The 22,550-nt window shown below is 70.6% G+C and carries 15 protein-coding genes; 6 read left to right on the forward strand and 9 right to left on the reverse strand.

Features of this window, described 5'->3' with window-relative positions; translation table 11 throughout:
- Positions 1-145: 145 nt before the first annotated feature.
- Entirely contained in the window at positions 146-3,175 is a 3,030-nt protein-coding gene (locus NXI30_22220; protein MCR9096946.1) for a PQQ-like beta-propeller repeat protein, read from the forward strand.
- 130 nt (positions 3,176-3,305) lie between these two features.
- On the forward strand, positions 3,306-4,487 hold the full coding sequence (locus NXI30_22225; protein MCR9096947.1) for a PfkB family carbohydrate kinase: 1,182 nt from the start codon (positions 3,306-3,308) through the stop codon (positions 4,485-4,487).
- Here the strand turns inward: NXI30_22225 and NXI30_22230 are convergent.
- The 3 genes from NXI30_22230 to NXI30_22240 are packed head-to-tail and all read right to left on the reverse strand — an operon-like array spanning position 4,484 to position 8,639.
- The gene (locus tag NXI30_22230) at positions 4,484-5,764 is read right to left on the reverse strand and encodes an MFS transporter (GenBank protein ID MCR9096948.1); all 1,281 of its coding nucleotides are present in this window, start codon (positions 5,762-5,764) and stop codon (positions 4,484-4,486) included. The two genes, NXI30_22225 and NXI30_22230, sit on opposite strands and share 4 nt — an antisense overlap.
- Positions 5,765-5,793: 29 nt before the next feature.
- Positions 5,794-7,200, reverse strand: coding sequence for a divalent metal cation transporter (locus NXI30_22235; GenBank protein ID MCR9096949.1), 1,407 nt, complete (start codon positions 7,198-7,200; stop codon positions 5,794-5,796).
- The gene (locus NXI30_22240; GenBank protein MCR9096950.1) at positions 7,197-8,639 is read right to left on the reverse strand and encodes a mandelate racemase; all 1,443 of its coding nucleotides are present in this window, start codon (positions 8,637-8,639) and stop codon (positions 7,197-7,199) included. Before NXI30_22240 ends, NXI30_22235 begins: the two co-directional genes overlap by 4 nt.
- 145 nt (positions 8,640-8,784) lie before the next feature.
- Here NXI30_22240 and NXI30_22245 point away from each other — a divergent pair, with 145 nt between their 5' ends.
- Genes NXI30_22245 through NXI30_22260 form a run of 4 tightly spaced genes read left to right on the forward strand, consistent with a single transcriptional unit; the run spans position 8,785 to position 14,682 of the window.
- On the forward strand, positions 8,785-9,507 hold the full coding sequence (locus tag NXI30_22245) for a TetR family transcriptional regulator (GenBank protein MCR9096951.1): 723 nt from the start codon (positions 8,785-8,787) through the stop codon (positions 9,505-9,507).
- Positions 9,504-10,463: a dihydrodipicolinate synthase family protein gene (locus tag NXI30_22250; GenBank protein ID MCR9096952.1), complete on the forward strand. Its 960-nt coding sequence runs from the start codon at positions 9,504-9,506 to the stop codon at positions 10,461-10,463. The genes NXI30_22245 and NXI30_22250 overlap by 4 nt, the downstream gene beginning before the upstream one ends.
- Complete coding sequence (locus tag NXI30_22255) at positions 10,460-11,875, forward strand: NADH:flavin oxidoreductase (protein ID MCR9096953.1); 1,416 nt, start codon at positions 10,460-10,462, stop codon at positions 11,873-11,875. Before NXI30_22250 ends, NXI30_22255 begins: the two co-directional genes overlap by 4 nt.
- Complete coding sequence (locus tag NXI30_22260) at positions 11,872-14,682, forward strand: c-type cytochrome (GenBank protein MCR9096954.1); 2,811 nt, start codon at positions 11,872-11,874, stop codon at positions 14,680-14,682. The genes NXI30_22255 and NXI30_22260 overlap by 4 nt, the downstream gene beginning before the upstream one ends.
- A gap of 57 nt (positions 14,683-14,739) precedes the next feature.
- Here NXI30_22260 and NXI30_22265 read toward each other — a convergent pair whose 3' ends face one another.
- The 6 genes from NXI30_22265 to NXI30_22290 all read right to left on the reverse strand — a co-directional run bounded on the left by NXI30_22265 (position 14,740) and on the right by NXI30_22290 (position 22,416).
- Positions 14,740-15,492, reverse strand: coding sequence for a crotonase/enoyl-CoA hydratase family protein (locus NXI30_22265; protein ID MCR9096955.1), 753 nt, complete (start codon positions 15,490-15,492; stop codon positions 14,740-14,742).
- Positions 15,493-15,622: 130 nt separating this feature from the next.
- Entirely contained in the window at positions 15,623-16,864 is a 1,242-nt protein-coding gene (locus NXI30_22270; protein MCR9096956.1) for an acetyl-CoA C-acetyltransferase, read from the reverse strand.
- 140 nt (positions 16,865-17,004) lie between these two features.
- Entirely contained in the window at positions 17,005-17,793 is a 789-nt protein-coding gene (locus NXI30_22275) for an enoyl-CoA hydratase/isomerase family protein (GenBank protein MCR9096957.1), read from the reverse strand.
- Between the two features lie 99 nt (positions 17,794-17,892).
- Positions 17,893-19,068 (reverse strand): acyl-CoA dehydrogenase family protein, encoded by a 1,176-nt coding sequence (locus tag NXI30_22280; GenBank protein MCR9096958.1) that lies wholly within the window; start codon positions 19,066-19,068, stop codon positions 17,893-17,895.
- A complete protein-coding gene (locus tag NXI30_22285; GenBank protein ID MCR9096959.1) occupies positions 19,065-20,147 on the reverse strand; it encodes an acyl-CoA dehydrogenase family protein in 1,083 nt (360 codons plus the stop codon). Before NXI30_22285 ends, NXI30_22280 begins: the two co-directional genes overlap by 4 nt.
- A 28-nt stretch (positions 20,148-20,175) precedes the next feature.
- Positions 20,176-22,416 (reverse strand): DUF3604 domain-containing protein, encoded by a 2,241-nt coding sequence (locus NXI30_22290; GenBank protein ID MCR9096960.1) that lies wholly within the window; start codon positions 22,414-22,416, stop codon positions 20,176-20,178.
- Positions 22,417-22,550: the final 134 nt, after the last annotated feature.

A 22,550-nucleotide genomic window follows, 5' to 3' on the forward strand; every position in this document is an offset into this window, starting at 1 on the left:
GTACTTCGTGGGTGTGTCACCGAGTGTATCGCCGATGGGAAACGAAGCCTCGCTCCGGCCGGCGGCTCGATTCGGGGTCGGCGACCGGAAACTCGTCGTCGCGCGGCGATGTTATGCTTTCGCGGATCCAGCAGGGAGAGTGCGCTTGACGACGATCATGGTCTCGCTTCGGAGATGGGGCTCTGCCCACTGTATTCCCTCGATCCTCGTCGCCGCGCTGGTGACCGTCGCGCCGCTCGCATCGAACGCGCAGACCGTCGACCCGCTCCCCGTGGTCGACGCCTCCGGCGCCGAGATCGCCGTCCTCGACCCGTTGGTGGGCCGTGTCGACGAGATCGAGCCGGCCGACGGGGCTGCGATCGCTCCGGTCGAGGCGGCTCTGAACGGATTCGGCCTGACCGATGGGGTCGAGGTGGTCCTCGAGTCGAGTGTCGACCCCGAGTCCGGTCGAGAGGTGCTCTCCGATGGAACCGTCCTCGGTGAGGCGCCGGCGACGAGCGAGCCGGAAGCCGAGGCGAGTCGCCGACCGGGGCATCCGACGATCGTCCGGTTCACCACGCGCTCCGGTTACACCACGCGCTACCGACGCGGGACGTCGATCTTGCTGATGGGGAGTGCGGCGACGTACACCCTGAGCGACGGGAGCTCCTGGCGATCCGGCGCAGGGGTCACGACGACCGGCAGCGCCCTCTACGATCGGACCGAGGTCGACGGCGACACGGTTCGACACTACCTGCGCTTCACGGGCGAGCCGCTCCTCTATCGACAGACGGACTACGACTCCGGTGACCACTCATCGGCCGGGACCCTGCACGCCGCCGGAGAGCTCTATTTCGAAGCGACGATCGGGTCTCCGACGGCCCAGCTTCGGGGCGGCGCGTTGATCGTCTCGAACGGCTTCGCGAACTACCAGGACGAGCGATTCAATCATTGGGATGCGATCGAAGGCTCGGTCGTGCCTTTCTCGCTCCCCTACACCCTGGTCGGCGGGGTCTGGAACGCGACGACCTTCCAGGGGGACTTCGACTACCGGAGAGAGGCGGGCTGGGTCGACTTCGCCAACCCGATCTCGACGCCGCGACTGGTCTCCCTCGCGGTTCAGGGGCCCGGGCGAATCGCCGGGTCGTCGACGGTCGAGTTCTTCGCCACCGGCACCTACGACAACGGGGTGACCGACAACTTCAATGCGGACGCCCTCTGGACGGCGACGTCACCTTCCATCGCTTCGGTCGATGCAGGACGATTGACCGTCGGCGCCGTGCCCGTCGAGGGGATCGAAGTCACGATCACTGCGATCCTCACGACGCCGAACGGGCCGCTCTTCGGCTCCAACACCGTCGAGGTCCTCCCGCGGAACGTGCTCGAAGGCGCCGCCGGGACCTGGCCGACATTCCAGGGCAATCGCAGGCACGACGGCTACGTCCCGATGCAAGTCGATCCCGACGACTTCCGCGTACGCTTCGAGCGAGCGTACGCGCTCGAGGGCTCGCTCCATCCCGTCGCGGCGGGTGACGGCATGGTCTTCGCGACGGTCCCGAGCCGGTTCCGGGCGGGGACGCATCTCGTGGCGCTCGACGCGCGAGATGGTGAAGTCGTCTGGTCCCGGGATCTCGGGGAAGCCTCGTCGGTCAACCCACCGGCCTATTTCTATGGGACCGTCTACGTCCAGACTGGAAAGAGCACGTCGAGCGCGGCGCTGCCGCCGCTCGTCCGGGCATTCGACGGCGAGACCGGCGACGAGATCTGGAGAGCGAGCTTCGGTGCGCAATGGGAGCGCTACAAGGCGCCGACGCCCTTCGACGGTCACGTCTACGTGAACGGTGGCTACTACGGCGGGATGTACAGCTTCGACGCATTCACCGGCGAGAACGAGTGGTTCGCGCAGCTGCCCCAGTACGACAACTGGACGCCCGCGGTCGAAGACGACTACGCGTACGCGTACGTCGGAGGTGACTTCTTCGCGATCGACCGTGCCACGGGGGAGCAGTTCCTGCAGATCGACGATCCCGGTTGGACCTGGCGCGGGTACGACATGGATCTCGCACCGGTGCTCGGGGGCAGGGACGACGTCTTCGTGATCAACGGAGGTCGGCTGATCCGCTTCGATCTCGAGACGGAGCGAATCGGATACGTCCAGAACTACGGTTTCGACGGGCAGCCTTCGATCCGCGACGGGGTCGTCTACGGCGTGACGTCGCAGGGACTCACTGGATTGGAACAGGAGACCGGCACGCCGATCTGGAGCTGGTCTCCCGGTCCGGGCCGCACGCTCGTCGGGCAGATGATCGTGACGGACTCGCATATCTTCGTCGGGGACGGGACGCGCACCTACGCCGTGGAGATCGCTTCGCGTCGCAACGACTGGACGATCGACCGCGCGGGTCACATGTCGCTCGCCGACGACACGCTCTACATCGCGAACGAGCAGACGATCACGGCGGTTTCGATGCCGGCCTACATCCCGGTTGATCCCGTGTCGATGTCGATCACCGGTCCGTCCTCGGTTCCGGAGAACTCGACCGCCCACTACACGGCGTGGGTCACCTACGAAGACGGGCGCGTGCGGGAGCGGACGGCGCTCGCGGACTGGCGGATCGACCCCGCGACGATGGCGGCGATCGACGAGGGGATCCTCACGGTTCCCGAGCTCTTCGTGCCCGAGCAGGACATCGAGATCCTCGCGACGTATACCGAGGACGACGTCGTCGTGATGGCCTCTACCGACGCCCGGGTCGTGATCGACGGATCGATCGACGACTTCATCCGTCGGAATCTGGAGGCAGCTCGGCTCCTTCGTTCGAGCCTCGACGGGATCCTGTCGGAGGCTCGACAGCGGGAGGAAGCCGCGCTCGCCGTCCTCGACGAAGTGGCGAAGAAGCAGCGCGAAGGACCGCCGACGCCGGACGCGGCGGCCGCTGCCAGGGGTCATACCGCCATGGTCCTCAAGAAGGCGACCTTGACCGAAGACCTGGTGGCGGGCTCGATCGACGAGCTCGATCGGGCGGTCGCGGCGCTCGACGACGCGCCCAAGCCGGACCCGGGAGACGACGGGAAGGACGACGAGTCCGGCGCTGCGGCGGTCGGTGCCGTGGATCCCGCGACGCCTGCGTCGTCCATGCCGGAGAAATGGTACTCGCAAGGGGTGGACTTCCTGATGGGGCTGATCGGGTTCTAGGGCGTCCGCCTCGCGAGGGCGGTTCGTCTCCGACGGCGACCTGGATTCGCGGCGCCCCCGATCGGAGCGGGGCGTGATTGCGATACGCTTCCGCCGCCGCACGTCGCGGCGATTCTCGGGAGAGCCCCCCATGAAGACCGACTTCGCGAGCCGACGTCTTCGCGAGCGACGCGAAGAGCTCGCCGCGCTGCGGGTCGCGACGATCGGGGGCGCGAACGTCGAACACGGGTACTCGCTCCCGGGCGAATTCGAGGCGGACGCGAAGTACTCGGTCCCGCCCCAGCCGCGTCAGGCCGGGGGCAGTTCGGTGAATCACGCCTGTCGGCTGCTCGCCCTGGGCGTCGAGGTGCATCCGGTGCTGCCCCTCGCCAAGGCCGACCCGCAGAGCAGCGTGATCGTCGACGCGCTCGACGCCGCGGCGCGCACGGGCGGCGCCGCGTTCCACACCCGGGATCTCTTCGTGCCGGGCGGCGAGCTCGTCACGCCGTACACGACGATCATCCGACAGGGCGCCTCCCGCGCCGTTCTCAACGAGTTCTCTCCGGACCTGATGGCGGCCTTCCCGGAGCACGTCGAGCGGCACCTGAAGCGACTCGGATCGCCGCGCGGTCGACCGGACGTGGTCGTCGTCGGTCACGTCCACGCGGACCGCAAGCGCAAGTCGCGGGGCGAGGTCGGTTTCGCCGGCGAGATCACCGAACGGGTCCTGGCCGCACCCGAGCTGCAGGGCATTCCCAAGGTCGTGAATTTCGGCAGCGCCCAATTCAAGCTCGGTACGAAGCGATGGGAGAAGACGCTGCGCGACCACGTGGACGTGTTCCAGCTCGACATCGGCGAGGTGCGCCGCTTCTGCCGCGACGCCGACCTCCCGGACGGCTCCCTCGCCTCGATCCTCGGCTGGTTCCGGGATCGCTGTACGGTGGTCGTTTCCCTGGAGCGTTTCGGCGCGATCGGCCAGCTCGCAGGCAGCGACCGACCGGTGGCGGCCTGGCCCTACCTGATCGAGGAGGTGGTCGACTCGACCGGGGCCGGGGATGCGATGGGCGCCGGGATCGTCGCGAGCCTCGCCCTCGACCGCTTCGTACTGGAGTCCGACGACGGACCGGAATCGCCGCTCGCGATGGCCCTCGCGGCGGGACGGGCCTGCGCGGCCCACGCCTGCACGACGATCGGTGGCGCCGCGGACTGCCCCGACCTCGATCGTCTGGTGGCCTTCGAGAAGAAGGGGCGGCTCCCCGGCCGAAAGCGCGGCGTCCAGACCGACCTGTCCGAGCACGAGCTCTTCCTGATCGATCGTGCCTTCGACGCCTAGCGCTCCGCCGAATCGCTGCGCGCCCGCTCGGAGATCGCGATCGCCCCGAACACGACGATCAGGAGCGCCACGAAGCCGGCGAGGGTGTGGAAGGCGCGTTCGTTCGCGGCCTGGAGCAGCGGGGCCTGCTCCGCCGCCGAGAGCGTCGCGAAGGCGTCGGCGCTCCCCGCCAGCTCGTTCTTGACCGAGTCGGTGATCGAGCCCAGGGCTGGGAGCACGTACTGGATCGAGAGCGCCCCCGCGACGCCCATCAGTCCGATGAAGAGCTCGCCGCCCTTCGGATAGCGCTCGGAGACGTTCGCGAGCATGGTGGGCCACAGGAAGCAGACGCCGAGCCCCCAGACCGTCGCGGCGAGGAAGCCGCTGATCGGCGAGTCCGCGAGGGGAAGGATCCAGAGCCCGATCACCGCGAGCACCGCGGAGCCCCACAGCATCGTGAGGTTGGAGAGGCGATGGGCGATCGGGCCGGCGAAGTGCCGGAACACGAACATCATCGCGGACACGTAGATCACGATCCACGCGCCGCGGATCCCGATCGACTTCGTGAGCGCGAAGTCGAACCACTGATTCGGGGCGAGCTCGGCGGCGGCGGTGAGCAGCATGCACGCCCACCACACGAGGAACATCGGGTGCCTCGGGATCTCCGAGAACATTCCGCGCATCGAGACGCCGAGTGTCGCCCGTTCCGTGCGTGGGAAGGGCGTCCCGACGAAGAGAGCGATACAGCCCGCGGCGGGCAACAGGACGACGGCGAGCTGCGCGCGCCAGCCGAAGCCCTGGGACGCACCGAAGAGCGCGACGAGGGTCCCGAGGAGGATCCCCGCCGGCCACCAGGCGTGGACGATGTTCAGACGATTCGTCTTGTCCTCGGGATGGAGTGCGGCGGTGAGCGGATTGACCGCCGCCTCCATGAAGCCCCACCCGAGGCCCGACAGGAGGAAGCCCGCGCGGATGAGGCCGGTCGCGCCTTCTCCCGAGCCGCTGATCGCCAGCCCGGTTCCCGCGGCGAAGCAGAGCGCGCAGGCGAAGAGGGCCCGCCCCATGCCGATCGTGTCGAGGAAGACGCTCGCGAGGAGCAGGGTCGTTCCGAATCCGAGGAAGGCGGTTCCGAGCAGGCTGCCGGCCAGGGTCGCGGAGCCCGGGGAGAGCTCGGCGACGACGTCCGCGATGATGGCGCCCCGGAGCGCGAAGCTCGTTCCGGCGGTGAAGAGCGCGAGGGACGAGAGGACGAAGATCTTGCGGCGGGGATAGGACGCGGGCGCGGGCGTGTCGGGCATTCGTCGCAGGATAGCCGGAGGCGAGGATGCTATGCGAGCGCGTCGCGGACGTAGGAGACGAGGAAGACCGCGAGGAAGCCGGTCACGCCGAACATGGCCGCCAGCCAGAGCCGGCCGAGCGGACCGCTGGGCCGGTCGTCGCCGAGATAGGCGCGACTGCGCTGGAGCAGGCAGAAGCCGAGATACGCCGCGGGCAGGAAGAGACCGCAGACGATGTTGGTCGGGATGGCGACCCAGACGGCGATGTCGCTCCAGTAGACGCAGCCGAGGACGCCGGGGACCGGGAGCCAGGTCGCGAAGCGGTGGGCGCGGCTGCCGACCGTCACGTCGAAGAGCTCCACGGCGACGAACCCGCAGGTCAGCATCTGGAGCGTGATCGAGGACATCGCCATCCCGAGCACGCCGAGCCCGAAGACGAGCCGCCCGGCCACCGGTCCGACCGCCTGGGCGAGGACCTGCGCGGCTTCGACCGGCGAGAGACGCATGCCCTCGTAGCTCGGGTCGAGATGGAGCGTGTTGGCCGTCGCGATCACGACGAGGCTGACCGCGATCGCGTAGGGCACGAACATGCCCATCAAGAGGTCGACGATCGCGAGCTCCCGGTGCTCCCGACCCCAGCCCTTCGCGAGCAGCGTGTACGGATAGAGGAAGACCATGTTCACCCCGACCGCCGCGGAGAGGCCGGACAGGACGAGGGTCGCCGCGGCGACGCCGTTCCGGGTCTCCGGGAGCGAGGTGGGGAAGAGTCCCCGGAAGAGCGCGGCCGGCTCGGGGAGCCCCGTCCGGATCACGACCCAGGCGAAGCAGAGGACGATCCCCCAGACCATCAGCCGCAGCACGCGCTCGTAGGTCCGCACCGCCGCGGGCGATCGCCCGTAGAGACCGCTCACGAAGATCGCCCAGACGAGCACGAAGAGACCCGCCGCGAAGGGCGGAACGCCTTCGAAGCCGACGACCTCGGCCATGTCGACCAGCACCGCCGAGGCGAGGGCGTACTGGGCGAACTGCCAGATGATCGAAGCGAGCAGCGCCCCGATCGCCCACGCCCAGGCGAAGAAGGGGCCCGCGTGCGCCCGCATCGCCGGCCAGGGGCGGACGCCGGTCGAGAGGGTCTGCCACGCGATCGCAGTCAGCATCACCAGGCCGAGGGCCATACCGACCGGAGCGACCCAGAGGAGATCCACGCCGAAGATCGCACCGGCGAAGAGGGCGGACGAAACCGTCCCGCCCCCGAGCGTCATCGCGCTCTGGAGATAGCCCGGTCCGAGCATGCGCAGGTAGCCCCGCATGCGCGCGCCGAAGGGCCGCGCGGCGAGGCTTCGTAACGCGGCGCGTTCCCACTGCAGCGCGCCGGGGTCCGGCGCGCTCGCGAGTCGAAGCCCCTGCCAGTCGTCCGGACCCCCGCCGTCGTCCGTTCCGTCGTCCGCTTCGCTCAAGCGAGTGGCTCCTCGAGCACGTCATCGGTCAGGCGCCGTGCATCCCAGTCGACAGGCGCGGAATAGCCGTAGCCGGTCGAGTCGGCGCATGCCAGCGACAGCGCGCCGTCTTCGATCCGCAGCACGATCCGATTCCCGCGTCGTTCGTAGAGATCCGGGTGGGCCTCGAGCGCGGCTTCGGCCTCGCGTTCCGGGAGGACGTCGAGGCCGGGAAAGAAGTGGTGACCATTGCGTTCGCTGTGCGCGAGGCCGAGGGCGGCCACCGTCGCGAGGTCCTGCTGGAGCGGGAGCATCGGCAGGTTCGTCAGGTCCTCGCTGGTCTGGAACGATCCGTCGTCGCGCGCCAGGATCAGGGCCCGGTTCGCGAGTGCGCGGAACACGCCCTTGCAGTTCTTGACCGAGACGCCGCGGTAGCCGAAGCCGGTCGCCCGCGCGAATGCGTCGTCGGTGTCGTCGGCCTCGTCGATCAGGAGCGGTACCCGTTCGGCGAGGGCGCGCACGTCCGCGGCCGTGTCGGGATCGAGCGTCCGCGCGCGGGGCAGGGGCTGTTCGAGATAGACGAGGGACTCGACCAGGCGACGCCCGTCGGGATCCGCTTCGAGCCGGTCGAGGAGGGCGCCGACACTCGCGACGTCGTCGTAGCTCTCGTTCGCATCGAGGCTGTAGATGGGCCCCGAGACCCCGGCCTCCTCGACGACGCGGACGATCTCGCAGAGTCGTTCGGCGTCGTTCTCCGGCTCGCCCCCGGCTTTCAGCTTGAAGGCACGGAGTCCGAAGCGAGCGATGTCTTCCTCGAGGGCGACCGGGTGGCCGTCGTCGCCGCGCATCGCCGGCGACACGTCCGCGGTCCGAAGCGGGTCGAGCCCGCCGACCGTGTGGCGGACGAGGACGGAGGATCGCCGCGGTGCCGTGACGAGGGACTCGCTCCTCGCCCGGGCCTCGCCGGCGAGCTCCGGCAGGAGCGCCGCCGCGTCGAATCCGAATCGATCCTGCTCGATCGCTTCGGCGAACGAGACCCCACCCGCACGGCAGGTGGCGTCGATCATCGCCCGCTCGACCAGGGCCACGCCGAACCCGTCGACCAGGCGGACGCCGCTCGCGAGATCGCCGTCGAGGCAGCGGCGATGGGCGCCGTGCCAGACGGAGAAGGGCGTGCCCGCGCCGCCGACCCACGCCCGGGCCGCGCGGTCCGCGCTCCGGAAGAGCGTCGCCACGTCGTCCCGGACCGACTTGTGGGGATCCTTCTCGAACCACTTCGGCACGCAGAGGTCGGCGGAGAAGCCTTCGCTCGCGGCGCCGTCGACCCGGGCGCACACCCTGGCGACCAGGACCGGCGCTTCGGTCAGCGTGACGATCCCGAAACGGAAGGGGAGGCGGGTGCGACATCGCGTCGCCCGGAACTCGACCTCTTCGATCTCGATCTCGATCTCGGCGGGCACGATCGGGAGGCTCCTCCGACAAGGGGCCCGGGCGAAGCATGGTTCCGCCCGGTTGACCATTAACTAACCTTTTAGTTAAATATCCGCAACCCGACCGGCGCGCGCGAGGCGCGGGGCCCGTTCCGGGCCGAAACGGAGACCCCGCTTGCCGAACGCCCGCCCCGCTCGCGCTCGAACCGCGCCGACGAAGCCCCGACGCCCGGCGCGCCGCGGGACGTCGGGGCGTCCGAGGGACGCCGCCGCCAGTCGCGCCACGATCCTTGCCGCGGCGACGGAGGCCTTCGCGGAGAAGGGGCTCGGGGGCGCGCGGGTCGACGAGATCGCGGCGCGTGCCGGCGTCAACAAGGCGCTCCTCTACCACTACTTCGGGAACAAGGAAGCGCTCTTCGTCGCCGTCCTGGAGGCGACCTACGAGGGGATCCGCGGGGCCGAAGCGGCGCTCGATCTCGAGGCGCTGTCGCCGCGCGAAGCGATGGCGCGTCTCGTCGACTTCACCTGGGACTACTACCTCGAACATCCCGAGTTCATCCATCTGGTGAACAGCGAGAATCTCCACCGCGCGGACCATCTCGCGCGAAGCGAGCACGTCGGCCGGCTCCACCATCCGCTCGTGGGTCGGATCCGGGAGATCCTGAAGCGCGGCGTCGCGCTCGGCGTCTTTCGGCCGGGCGTGGATCCGGTCCAGCTCTACATCACGATCGCGTCCCTCGGATACTTCTATCTGAGCAACGCGCACACCCTCGGCGTCGTGTTCGAGCGCGACCTGCTCGCGCCGCGCGCGCGGGGAGCGCGGCGACGTCACATCCACGAGGTGGTCGAAGGGTACTTGCGACCGGCGGCGGCAGAGGCCGGGGAGGTCCGGCGATGACGGCCGATGCGCATCCCGGGACGCTCCTGCGCCGCGGGCGGAAGATCACGGGCATGAGTGCGGTGCTGCTCCCGATCGATGCGGGCGGAGGCATCGACTGGCGCTCGTTCGAGCGCCTGCTCGAGCGGACGGTCGCAGCGGGGCTCGTGCCCGCGGTGAACATGGACACGGGCTACGTCCAGCTCCTCGACGAGGCGGAGCGGCTCGCGGTGCTCGACGCGACCCGGGCGATCGCGGGGGGCGACTTCGTCGCGGGGGCGCACGTGGCGGACGCGCCCGGCGACGCCTGGGATCGCGACGCGACGGTGCGCGCAATGGAGCCGGTCGAGGCGCGGGGCGGCCTGCCGGTCGTCTTTCCGTCGAACGGGCTGACGGCTTTCGAGGGGCCGGACTGGGCGGGGGCCCACGCCCGGCTCGGCGAGACGAGCGACCGGTTCCTGGCCTTCGAGCTCGGACCGATGTTCGTGCCCTACGGTCGGATCTACGACCTCGAGGCCTACCGCGCCTTGCTCGACGTCCCACAGTGCCTCGGCGCGAAGCACTCGTCGCTCTCCCGTGCGCTCGAGTGGGAGCGGCTCGCCCTTCGCGATGCCCATCGCCCCGACTTTCGCGTCCTGACCGGCAACGATCTCGCGATCGACATGGTGATGTACGGCAGCGACTACCTGCTCGGGCTCTCCGCCTTCGCGCCCGAAGCCTTCGCGAAGCGCGATGCGCTCTGGTCCGCCGACGATCCGGCCTTCTACGCGTGGAACGACCTGCTCCAGTACCTGGGCTTCTTCGCCTTCCGGGATCCGGTCCCCGCCTACAAGCACGATGCGGCGATCTTCCTCCATCTGCGCGGTCGGATCAGCGAGCCCGCGACCCACCCCGTTGCCCCGACACGACCGGCGAGCGACCGCGAAGTCCTCGCCGAGATCGCCGATCGACTCGACCGTCTGGAGGATCCGACGTGAGCGCCCTTCGCGCGATCAAGATGACCCGCCTCGGCACGCGAGAGAAGCTCGAGGCGCGGCTTGCCGAGCTCGGCGTCTCGCTCCCGATCGACGACGCCGTCGACGCGTCCGGTCCCCTGGCCCAGTCCTTCGACGTCGCCGGGCACGCGGTCGCGAATCGTTTCAGCGTCCTGCCCATGGAGGGCTGGGACGGGACCGCCGACGGCCGGCCGACGGAGCTGGTCGAGCGTCGGTGGCGCCGCTTCGGCGAGAGCGGGGCGGGGCTCGTATGGGGCGGTGAGGCCTACGCCGTCCGCCCGGACGGTCGCGCGAACCCGCAGCAGCTCTGCGCGAATGCCGGGACCGAGGCCGACCTCGTCCGCCTGCGCGAGACCCTCCTGGCCGGGGCCGCGGACCACGGTCACGCCGCGCCCTTCCTCGGCCTCCAGCTCACCCACTCCGGTCGCTTCGCCCGACCGGAGGGCACCCCGGCGCCGCGGATCGCGTTCCGGCATCCCGTGCTCGACGCGCGGGTCGGGGTCGCAGACGCGTCGTCTGTTCTCTCGGATGCGGAGCTCGACGATCTGATCGCCGAGTACGCCACCGTCGCTCGCGCGGCGGAGCGGGCGGGCTTCGACTTCGTCGACGTGAAGGCCTGCCACGGGTATCTCGGTCACGAGCTCCTCTCGGCCCGCATGCGTCCCGGCCCCTACGGCGGCGACCTCGAAGGCCGGGCGCGTTTCCTGCTGCGTTCGATCGAGGCGGTCCGCGCCGCCGCGCCGTCGCTCGCGATCGGCGTGCGGCTCTCGGTCTTCGACTTCCATCCCTTCAAGCCGGGGGAGGACGGGGCCGGTGTCCCGGAGCCCGCCGCGCACACGCCCTTCGGCGGCGACGCCGTGGGGCTCGGGCTCGATCTCGACGAGACCCACCGGCTACTCGGCTGGCTGGCCGACGCCGGCGTCGCCCTCGTCTGTACGACCGCGGGCAGCCCCTACTACAACCCGCACATCCAGCGTCCTGCCTTCTATCCTCCCTCCGATGGATACCGCCCGCCCGAAGATCCGCTGGTCGGCGTCGTCCGCCAGGTCGAGGCGACGGCGGACCTGCGCGCGCGCCACCCGGGGCTCCGCTTCGTCGGGTCCGCCTATACCTATCTCCAGGAATGGCTCCCGAACGTCGCGCAGGCGCTGGTTCGCGGCGGACACGTCGACTCGGTCGGGCTCGGACGCATGATCCTCTCCTATCCGACGCTGCCCGGGGACGTGCTCGCCGGTCGCGACCTGGAGCGCCCGCTCGTCTGTCGGACGTTCAGCGACTGCACGACCGCGCCGCGGAACGGACTCGTCTCCGGCTGCTATCCGATCGATCCCTTCTACAAGCGTCGCCCCGAGGCCGAGCGCCTGGCGGCGATCAAGAAGGGAGCCTCGGCGTGAAGCGCTTCCTGCTCTGGATGCTCGCCGTTCTCGGTGGGCTCGCGGTCGCGGGGGCGATCGCGTTCGTCGTGCTGCGGGGGCCGGACCCCGAGAAGATCCTGGCCGGGATCGAGCGGCCGCCTTCGCCCGAGCTCGAGCCCGAAGAGGCCCTCGCCGCGTTCCGCGTCGCCGAGGGCTTCCGGGTCGAGCTCGTCGCCGCGGAGCCGCTGGTCTTCGACCCCGTCGCGATGGATTGGGACGACCGCGGTCGGCTCTACGTCGCGGAGATGCGCGGCTACATGACGGACCTCGAGGGCAGCGGCGAAGAACGCCCCATCGGGCAGGTCGCCCTCCTCGAAGACGTCGACGGGGACGGTCGGATGGATACGCGGCGCGTCTTCGCGGACGGGCTCGTCCTTCCGCGCGCGGTGATGGTCCTGCCCGAGGGCGTCCTGATCGCCGAGCCGGAACATCTCTGGCTCTGTCGCGACACGACCGGGGACGGCCGCTGTGACGACAAGCGGCGGCTCGGCGACTACGCGCTTCCGGGGCCGAGTCCCGAGCACCAGGAGAACGGCCTTCTCCCCGGTCCGGATGGCTGGCTCTACAACGCGAAGTCCGAACGAAGGATCCGCCTCGACCGCGCGGGCTTCGTCTCCGAGCCGTCTCCCTTCCGCGGACAGTGGGGCATCGCCCGGGACGACGAGGGGCACCTCTTCTACAACCACAACTCGGGCTTCCTCTACGGCGAGGTCTTCCCCGGCGAGTACGCGATGCGTCAGGCGTTCACTGCGGCGCGACTCGAGAAGCCGGGCCTGAACGTGCCGCTCGCAGACGGCGAGAAGGTCTGGGGGATCCGCGTTGCTCCGGGTCTGAATCGGGCCTACGTCCGGGGGACCCTGCGCGCGGACGGTCGGCAGAACGGCCCGACGGGCGTGTCCGGGCTCGTGATCCAGCGCGGCGATCAGTACGGGCCCGACTTCGTCGGTGATGCCTTCGTGCCCGAGTCGGCGGGCAACACGGTCTCGCGCTTCCGGGTCGAGCGCGACGGGACGTCGATCTCGGCGGAGCACGTCCTCGAGGTGGACCCCGAGTGGGACCAGCGTGAGTTCCTCGCGTCGAGCGACGAACGCTTCCGGCCCGTCGATGCGAAGGTCGGGCCCGACGGCACGGTCCACGTGATCGACATGTACCGCGGCGTGATCCAGCACGCGGTCTACGTCTCCGACTATCTCCACGACTACGTGACGCGTCACGACCTCGCGCCCCCCGGCGCGCGCGGAAGGATCTGGCGCATCGTGCGCGAGGGCCGAGCGATCGACCGCGTGCCCCCGCTCCTCGACGGACGGGACGCCCAGCTGGCGGCGCTCGATCACCCGAACGGCTGGGTCCGGGACCACGCCCAGCGACGTCTCGTGGCGGAAGCGGATCCGGAGGCGGTCGAGCGCCTGGGCGCCCTCGACTTCGCGACGCCGCTCGGGCGCCTGCACGCGCTGTGGACGCTCGCGGGACTCGGGGCGCTCGATCGGGCGACCTGGCAGCGGGGACTCGAGGATCCGGATCCACGCGTGCGGCGCGCGGCACTTCGGTCGGGCGAGCCCTTCTTCGCGTCTGCGAACGACGCGCTCGCGGCGATCGAAGCCGCGCTCGAAGACGACGATGCGCTCGTCCGTCTCCAGTCGATCCACACCCTCGGTGCCGGATCGCTCTCGCAATCGACCCGGAACCGGCTGCTCACCCTCGCTCGGAGCGGCACGCCGATCGTCCGACAGGCGGTGGTCTCGGGACTCGGTGGGGAAGAGCTCGCGGCGCTCGCCGTCGAGCTCGAAGCGGTGTCGGGCGAGCCGGCGGAGGAGACCCGGTCAGCCTGGCTCGGGGAGCTCGCCGCGGCGGTGCATCGCTCCGCCCAGCGGAAGCCGGATCCGGCCGCAGAGGTCGCGACGCTCCTCGACCACATCGCGTCGAGCACGCCGTCCGTCGCCGTTGCCCTGCTCGAAGGGATCGTTGCAGCGCAGCGAGCGCCGGGCGCCGATCGCGTCGTGCTCGCCGAAGCGCATGCGATCTTCGCGGAAGACGCCGGCTTCGAAGGCGAGGTCGCGTCAGCCCTGGCGCGGGTGCGACCCCACCTGACCTGGGCGGGGGATCCGCGGCCCGGTGGCGCCCGGGCGCTCACTGCCGAAGAGAAGGCGCTCCGCGATCGGGGCGAGACCCTCTTCGCGAACTCCTGCGCGACGTGTCACGGGGGAGCCGGGGCGGGGCAGCGCGGGCTCGCGCCTCCGTTGGTCGGCTCGCCGTGGGTTCGCGACGCCGACGACTGGCTCGTGCGGATCATGCTCCACGGCGTGACGGGGCCGATCGTGGTCGACGGCGAGAGGTGGGAGAGCACGATGCCCGGTCATGCGATGGACCCGCGCTTCGACGACGAAGGCGTTGCCGCCGTGGCGTCGTTCCTGCGTCGAGCCTGGGGCCACGGGGACGAGCCGATCGCGCCGGCCCGGGTCGCGGCGATCCGCGCGGCGGAGGAGGGGCGCATCATGCCCTGGACGGTCGCGGAGCTCGAGGCCCTCGACGTCGACCACCGGCTCGACGACTACACGGGGCGCTACGACCTCCCGCTCCCCGGGGTCCACTTCGAAGTCGAGCGCCGGGGATCGGGTCTCGTGATCGGGCGGGGCGACGGTGCCGTCGCGCCCCTGCTGGAGCTCGGCCTCGACACGTTCACCGGCGAGGGGCTGATGCTCCTCTTCTTGCGGGAAGACGACGGCCAGGTCGAGAGCGCCCAGGCCTCGTTCCAGGGTACGTCCTTCACGCTCGGTCGGGCCGACTGAGCGGTTCGAATCGCGCGCGAGCTCCGGGCTCGCGCGCAGATTCGTGGACCGGTCGGCCTAGCGTCCCTTCCATTCCGGCTTGCGCTTCTGGGCGAAGGCGGTCGCACCTTCCTTCGCGTCCTCGCTGCCGAAGATCTTGCCCATGTATGCGTCCTGGGCCTTCCAGCTCTCGGCCTCGGGGCGGCCGATCGAGTCGTGGACGATCTCCTTGCTCGCGGCGACGGAGAGCGGTGCGTTCTCGGCGATCCGCTCGGCCAGCTCGAGGGCGACCTCGAGGGCCTTGCCCGGCTCGGCGAGGTGGTTGATCAGCCCGATCTCGTGGGCCTGCTCCGACTGGATCGGGTCGCCGGTCAGCGCGAGCTCCATGGCCGTGCCGTAGGGGACGCGTGAACTCAGGCGGAAGAGGCCGCCGCCCGCCGCGAAGAGGCCGCGCTTGACCTCCGGGATGCCGATCTTCACGCCCTTGGCCGCGACCAGGAGATCGCAGGTCAGCGCGATCTCGAGGCCACCCGCGAGCGCGAAGCCTTCGATCGCCGCGATCAGCGGCTTCTTCGCGCCGTTTCGCAGGAACGTGCCGAAGTTCGCCGGCGGGCCGCCCGAGGCGAAGGCCTTCAGGTCCATGCCCGAGCTGAAGCCGCCGTCCGCGCCGGTCAGCACGCCGATCGTGAGGTCGTCGTCCTCGTCGAGCTGCTGCGTCGCGGCGACCATCGCGTCCGCCAGCGGGGTGTTGACCGCGTTCTTCGCTTCCGGTCGATTGAGGGTCATGACGAGGATGCGTCCCCGCCGCTCGAGAAGAAGTTCGTCTGCCATCTGGACTCCTTGCTAGTGACCGTGCCGACCGACCGCCTGGCCGCGCGGATCGAAGATCCGCCGCGGGCGAAGTCGATCGGCCAGTCCATCCTGGTGCAGCGTGCGGCGCGAAGCGCCGCGCGCTGAACTGTTATGCGCGTTCGATGATGATGGCCGGGGCCATGCCGCCGCCGGTGCACATCGTGATGAGCGCGCGCTCCTTGTCCTGGCGCTCGAGTTCGTCGAGGGCCGTGCCGATCAGGATCGAGCCCGTCGCGCCGATCGGATGGCCGAGGGCCATCGCGCCGCCGTTCGGGTTCACGATCTCGGGGTCGAGCTCGAGGTCCCGGATGAACTTGAGCGCGACGACGGAGAACGCCTCGTTGACCTCGAAGAGGTCGATGTCCGAGAGCTCCATCTTCGCCTTCTTGAGGACCTCCCTGGCCGCCGGAACCGGCTCGTTCAGCATCAGCGTCGGCGATCCGCCGGCGGTGGCCGTCGCCACGACGCGCGCGCGGGGCTTCCAGCCCTGGCCCTTCGTGTAGTCCTCGTTGGCGAGGATCAGCGCGGCGGCGCCGTCGACGACCCCCGAACTGTTGCCCGCGTGATGCACGTGGTTGATCTCGAGGTCCGGGTAGGCGCGCTTCACGAGCTGGTCGAAGGTCTCGCCGGTGTTGTCGATCGGGACGCCCATGAACTGATCGAAGACCGTCGGCAGCTTCGCCAGGCTCTCCATCGTCGTGCCCGGCCGCGGGAACTCCTCGTGATCGAGGGCGATCGACCCGTCGTCGTTCTTGATCGGGATCAGCGCCTTGTCGAAGTGGCCGTTCTTGATCGCCTTGTCCGCGCGCGCCTGGCTCGTGACGGCCAGGGCGTCGACGTCTTCGCGGCCATAGCCCTCGAGGGTCGCGATCATGTCGGCGCAGATGCCCTGATGGGGCTGGGGATGCAGCCCACGCAGGTGGAGGTTCGCGCCGTCGACGGTCTTGTTCTTGTCCTCGCTGCGCGGCGCGGTCTGCGTGTAGGACATCATCTCGACGCCGCCGGCGACGACGAGGTCCTGCATCCCGCTCATGACGCCCATCGCGCCCAGGTTGACGCTCGTGATCCCCGAACCGCAGAAGCGATCCAGGGTCACCGCGGAGGCGTTCGTGTCCCAGCCCGCGTCGAGGGCGGCCATGCGGCCGATGCACGAGCCCTGGCGGCTGATCTGGGCGCTGCAAGCGACGACGCAGTCGTCGATGTCGGCGGTGTTCAAGCCGTTGCGGGCTTCGATGCCTTCGAAGACCTGCGCGAGCAGGCGCTGGGGGTGGATGTGGGAGAGCGCGCCCTTGCCGGGCTTGCCGGTGCCGCGGGGGCTGCGGCACGCGTCGATGATGTAGGCCTCGGGCATGAGGGACTCCTTCGGGTCGGGTGGGAAACGCGGGCTCCCGAGCGTAGGCGATCGCGATGGGGCGCCCATCCCCTGCGCGCCTCCGTCAGGGAACGCCGAGTCCGGCATCCGATCGGGCCGGCGACGACCCCCGGGCCTGGTCAGCGGCCCTTGAAGTCGGGCGTGCGCCGCTCCCCCATGGCCTTCACGCCTTCGCGCCAGTCCTCGGTCTTCTGCAGGCGATCCTGTTCCGCCTTCTCACGGTCGGTGGCCTCTCGGATCGCCGCGGGCAGCGCACCGCGAAGGGTCTGCCGGATCGAGTCGACCGCCAGCGGCGCCGAGATCGCGATCTCTCGCGCGAGCGCGGTCGCTTCCTCGCGAAGGGCGGCCCGCGGAACGAGTCGGTCGCAGATTCCCAACGCGAACGCCTCCTCGCCCTTCACGCGCCGACCGGTGTAGAGGAGCTCCGCCGCGGCCTGCGGCCCGACGAGACGGGGCAGGGTGACCGACAGACCGAAGCCGTGATGGAAGCCGAGACGCGCGAAGTTCGCGGAGAAGCGGGCCTCCGCGCAGGCGATCCGGAAGTCGGGCATGAGCGCGAGACCGAGTCCGCCGCCGATCGCGGCGCCCTGGATCGCGGCGACGACCGGCGTCCGCGTCGCGAAGAGCCGGACCGCCTCGTCGTAGAGATGGCGCCCTTCGGGTCCCTCGGTCGCGGGGGTCTTCGAAGAGAAGTTGGCGCCGGCACAGAAATGCCGACCCTCCGAAGCGAGCACGATCGCGCGGCAGGCATCGTCCGCGTCCGCTGCCTCGAAGGCATCGCAGAGACTCGCGATCAGTGCATGGTCGAAGAAGTTGTCCGGCGGGCGCCGGATCTCCGCGAGGGCGACGTAGTCGTCGTCGACCGTCAAGTGGACGTCGCCGAAGGTCCCGAAGTCTCGCTGGGTCATCGTTCCTCCTCTTCGTTCGGAGTGCCGGGGCGGGTAGAGCGCCGCAGCGGGTAGAGCGCCGCGCTGGGTGAAGCGCCGCGGCGACGGGCGGCGCGCTGCCTACCGCGGCAGCCCGACCAGGGTCCGCGCGATGATCATGCGCTGGACCTGGCCGGTGCCCTCGACGATGTCCATCGCTTTCACGTCACGGTAGAGCTTCTCGATCAGGTGGTCGCCGCGGGCGCCCACGAGGCCGACCAGCTCGAGGCCGAGGGTCGTCGCTTCCTGCGCCATCTGCGCGGCCAGGGCCTTCGACATCGAGGCCTCGATGATGTTCGGACGCTCTTCGTCGGCCAGCCAGCCGGCCTTCAGACAGACGAGCCGTGCTTTGCGGACCTTGCGCGAGATCGCCTCGATCCGGTCACGCACGCGATCGCGGCCGAGGAGGTCGTTCTCCCGGGCGAAGCGGATCGACTCGTCGAGGGCGGCCCGCGCCATGCCGACGGCGTTCGCGGCGATCTGGGGACGGCCCGCGTTGAAGGTCCGCATGGCGGTCTTGAAGCCCGCGCTGCTCTCGTAGCGCGCTTCGCCGCCCAGCAGGTTCTCCGCGGGCACGCGACAGTCGTCGAGGGTGAAGGAGGTCGACTCGTACGCCTTGAGCCCCATCTTCTTCTCGATCTTGAAGCCGCCGAGCCCGGGCGTCCCCGCCTCGACGAAGAAGGCGCGCTGGGCTCCTCTTCCTTTCGTCGGGTCGAGCGTCGCCTGCACGAGGATCCAGTCGGAGCGGCTGGCGCCGCCGATGAAGCACTTGGCCCCGTTCAGGATCCAGCCGTCGCCGTCCTTGCGCGCCGTCGTCCGGATCGCGGCGGCGTCGGAGCCGGCGCCGGGCTCGGTCATCCCGAAGCAGGCCCAGCGCGGCCGGTCGCGCGCGAGGAAGGGCCCGAGGAATCGTTCCTTTTGTTCGTCCGTGCCCATCGAGAGGACGTTGTTCTCGGGCAGGCCCGGTCCGGGCATCGCGATGATCACGCCGCGGTCCCAGTAGGCGAGCTCCTCCGAGAGCAGCAGGCGCTCGACGACGGAACGACGCGGCCCCGTCGCGCGCTTTCCATCCGGGCCCGCCCAGACCGTCCCGCCCTCGCCGCGGGCGAGGCAGCGTTCGAAGAAGGCATCGTCCGGCGGGATCGGCGCGCCGCGCCCGTCCGCTTCGAGGCCCGCCGGACGGAGCTCCTTGCGCCCGATCTCGGCGGCCTCCGCGAGTCGGGCCTGGGTTTCGGGAGAGACGCGGTAGTCGATCACAGCGCGCCTTCCTGGCCGAGCGCGAGCGGCGACGCCGTCGCGACCAGCGCGCGTCCGGCGTCCTCGATCGCGGCGTCGAAGCCGCCGTGGAGGAGCGAGAGCGCGCGCGCTTCGCGCATGTGCTTCTCGACGGGGTAGTCGGCCATGAAGCCGTGGCCGCCCAGGATCTGGACGCCGTTGGGGCCGAGGGTGCGGGCGATCTCGATGCACTCGGCCCAGGCGGAGGCGGCTTCGGTCTCGCACGGGAGGCCCTGGTCGACGCGCCAGGCGGCCTCGTGGACGACGAGGCGCGCGGCGTCGAGGGCGATCCGCATGTCGGTGATCAGGAAGGCGAGGGCCTGGTGGTGGGCGATCGGGCGTCCGAAGGCCTGGCGTTCCTGCGCGTAGTCTGCGGAGAAGGAGCAGGTGGCGGAGAGGATGCCGAGCAGGAGCGAGGCCGTATGGAGGCGGGCGCGTGCTCGCGCGCGGGCTGCGCCGTCGGGGTTCTCGAAGCGGTGGGCGATCGGAGCGCCTTCGAGTCGCAGCCGCGCGCCGCCCGCCGCGCGAAGTCCGGCGCCTCGAACCGGATCGAACGAGAGTCCTTCGGCCACGAGTCGGGCGCCGGCGTCGTCGACCAGCACGAGCGCCGCCGCGTCCTCGGCCGCGACCCACGCGACGTCGAGGGTCAGTCGGTTCCCGTCCTCGCGCACGACGGCGTCCCGCGCGTCGACGTAGAGCGCCCGGCGCGTCCCTCCGTCCGTCGCTTCGACGAGCGTCCGCGCCGCATCGGTCCCGCCCGTCTCGAGCAGGGCCACGAGGGCCGGTCCGTAGGGATCGAGGGCGATCGCCGCGCCGACGTCGCCCTCCGCGAGCGCCTCGTTCAGGTGGACGCGGGCCAGGCATCCCATCCCGGCGCCGTCCAGCTCGATCGGCACGTCGAGGGTGGAGAGCCCGACCTCGTCCCAGCTCGCCGAGAGCGCCTTCGAGATCGATCGCTCGGCTTCGTGGGTCCGCATGGGCGGGACGAGCTCATCGCGGGCGAGGCGCCGCGCGGTCTCCAGGACGAGCGCGAGCTCGTCGTCGGGTTCGAGATCGAACAAGGGCGCGTCCTCCGATTCGTCGACGGGCTCAGCTCGAGGCGGGAGAGAGGAAGATCGGCGAGGACCAGGCCCGCTGCTCGTCCGGCGCCGTGCAATCGTCGTCGTCCGCCCGCGCGAAGCAGGCGTCGATCTTCGTGCAGCCCTCGGGCCCCGCGTCCCGGCAACCGTAGGGGTCGGCCGAGATCGTCGGGGAGGGCGCTTCGACCGCCCGGACGTAGTAGCTCGTCTCGCGCGCGTCCTCGCCGAACTCCGGGTCGCTGAAGACGACCTCGCAGCCCTCCCGGTCGCCGTCGCAATCGAAGCGCTTCCAGGGGTCCTCGATCAGCGGGGCCATCGGCTCGTTCGCGCCGAGCTGGGTCCGGATCCGGACGACCTCGATCCGCGTGATCGGCCGGCGCGTCTCCGACGGGTGGTAACACTCGCCGCGACAGAGCGCTTCGAGACGCTCGGGGGAGAGGGGGGTCGTCGTCGCGTCCGGGCAGCCCGGCTTCTGCTCGAAGCTCCCCGCCGCGCGGACGCGGAAGGTGGGGGCGCCCCGGACGGCGACCTCGCTGCCCATCGGCCAGCGGCCGCCGGGGGCGTTCGGGTCGAGGAGGTCGAACCAGAGGAGGATTCGCGGCCCGCTCGTGCCGTAGGTCTCTCGGCGCTCGAGGGCGTCGAAGATCGCCCCGCGTTCGCGACTCGTGGCGTGGACCGCGGCGAGGCCACCCGTATAGAAGTACGAGCCACCGCGTTCGCCCTCGAAGAAGGCGACGTTCGGGACCGGTCCCATCGGGTCGAATCGCTCGGCGCGGGCCGTGGGTTCGCGCCGCCACGGGGTGACGAGGACGCTCGTTCCGGCGCGTCCCATCCGCGCGTCGGTGAAGTCGAGGCGTTCGACCTCCTTGTAGCCCGTGCCGGCGCGGGCGGTGTGGTTGTCGCTCGAGGCGATGAATCCGAAGCGGAACGAACGCGCGCCTTCCTCGGCGTCCGGTCGGCCGAGGGCGAGGATCGCCTGCGCGCTGCTCAGGGGGCGGTGGTTGAAGGCCGGCTGGAAGCAGTCGCGACACTGCCCCGCGTCGAGGAGCTCGCTCGCGGCGAGGCCCGGGACGACCCAGGCGCCCGCGTTTCGATCCGCGTCGACGAAGAACTGGCGGGCTTCGGCCGCGCGGGCGCCGCAGTCCGCGGCGTCCGATCCCTCGGCCTCGCATCGCGCACGGATCACCTCGCCGACCTGCCAACACGTCGGTGTGTAGTCGGCGGAAGGGGCCGGGCAGCGGCGCGCGCCATCCGCCGCGATCTCGACCGCCTTCCAGGGGCGATACTCCTCGGCGTTGCCGTGTCCCGAGTAGATCTCGAGGAGACGTTGCCTCTCCGGGTCGTGCTGGAACGACGTGAGCTGCTTCGCCCAGCTCGAGCCGGGCGGCGTGTACATGCCCCAGACCGTGCCGTGCGGGATCACGGTCGCTGCGTGGCCCCAGTCGTCGAGCTTCGCGAAGAGCTCGCCCGGCGTCTGGACCGACTCCATGCAGTCGGTCGGCAGCTCGCGGACCGGAACGCCGTCGGGGCATCGATCTGCTGCGGTGAGCTCGCTCATCATGGCGATCAGGTCGTGGCCACCCTCGATCGTGAAGGCGCCGAGGCCCTGGAGCAGGGCACCGCCCCGGTCGATGTCGAAGGGGGAGGGCACGCCGTCCGGCGGTCGTGCGGCGATCGGTCGCGCCGGGATCGCGTCGTCCTCGAGGTCTCGCAGGACGACGTTCTTGTGACCGTAGTGATTGGTCGGCGTCGACCCCATCTGGGTCCACTCCCAGCCGAGGAAGGAGACGAGGTCGCGCTCGCCGCCCTGGCCGCCGATCGCGTCGCAGCGGCGGATCGTCTCGACGGTCTCCTGCCAGCGCCGCGGCGTGAGCGAGGCCGCGTGATCGTTGATCGACCAGAAGTCGAGGTTCGAACAGAAGCGCGCGAAGTCGCAGGCGTCGGCGACGGGATGGGTCCCCTCGCCGCCGGTCATCGGCAGCGTCAGCTGGAACGCGTCGACGGAGAAGGAGCTGTGGACGTGGAGGTCGCCGAAGAGGATCTGTCGGGGGCGGTGGACACGAAGCGCTCGCGCGGTCGCGGCCTGGGCCTCGTCGCGGGCTCCGACGCCGGCGGAGTCGACGGGCGTCGAGGCCGGTTCGCCGGCGTGGACCCACTCGCCGTAGGCGCCTCGCCCGGCCTGCGAGAGGACCCAGGCGCCGACGGCGACGATCAGGACCGAGACGACGACGAGGGGGACGACAACTCTCAAGGCAGCCTCCGCGGTGGACTTCGCAGCGTAGCGGGTTCCCGCGCTGGCCGTTCCGGTGGTCTCGCGTCCCCCAACGGCGGTGCTCGCCTCTCAGTCGGGACGGAAACCGGTCCCGCGTCCGGAGCGCCACGGCC

Source organism: bacterium (genome assembly GCA_024742285.1).
Classification (GTDB): domain Bacteria; phylum Myxococcota_A; class UBA9160; order UBA9160; family UBA4427; genus UBA4427.

Bases quoted from the DNA above. Each gene is read 5' to 3' on its own strand.
- NXI30_22225 (MCR9096947.1), top strand. From the start codon at position 3,306: ATGAAGACCGACTTCGCGAGCCGACGTCTTCGCGAGCGACGCGAAGAG.
- NXI30_22275 (MCR9096957.1), bottom strand. From the start codon at position 17,793: ATGACCCAGCGAGACTTCGGGACCTTCGGCGACGTCCACTTGACGGTC.
- NXI30_22250 (MCR9096952.1), top strand. From the start codon at position 9,504: ATGACGGCCGATGCGCATCCCGGGACGCTCCTGCGCCGCGGGCGGAAG.
- NXI30_22270 (MCR9096956.1), bottom strand. From the start codon at position 16,864: ATGCCCGAGGCCTACATCATCGACGCGTGCCGCAGCCCCCGCGGCACC.
- NXI30_22230 (MCR9096948.1), bottom strand. From the start codon at position 5,764: ATGCCCGACACGCCCGCGCCCGCGTCCTATCCCCGCCGCAAGATCTTC.
- NXI30_22265 (MCR9096955.1), bottom strand. From the start codon at position 15,492: ATGGCAGACGAACTTCTTCTCGAGCGGCGGGGACGCATCCTCGTCATG.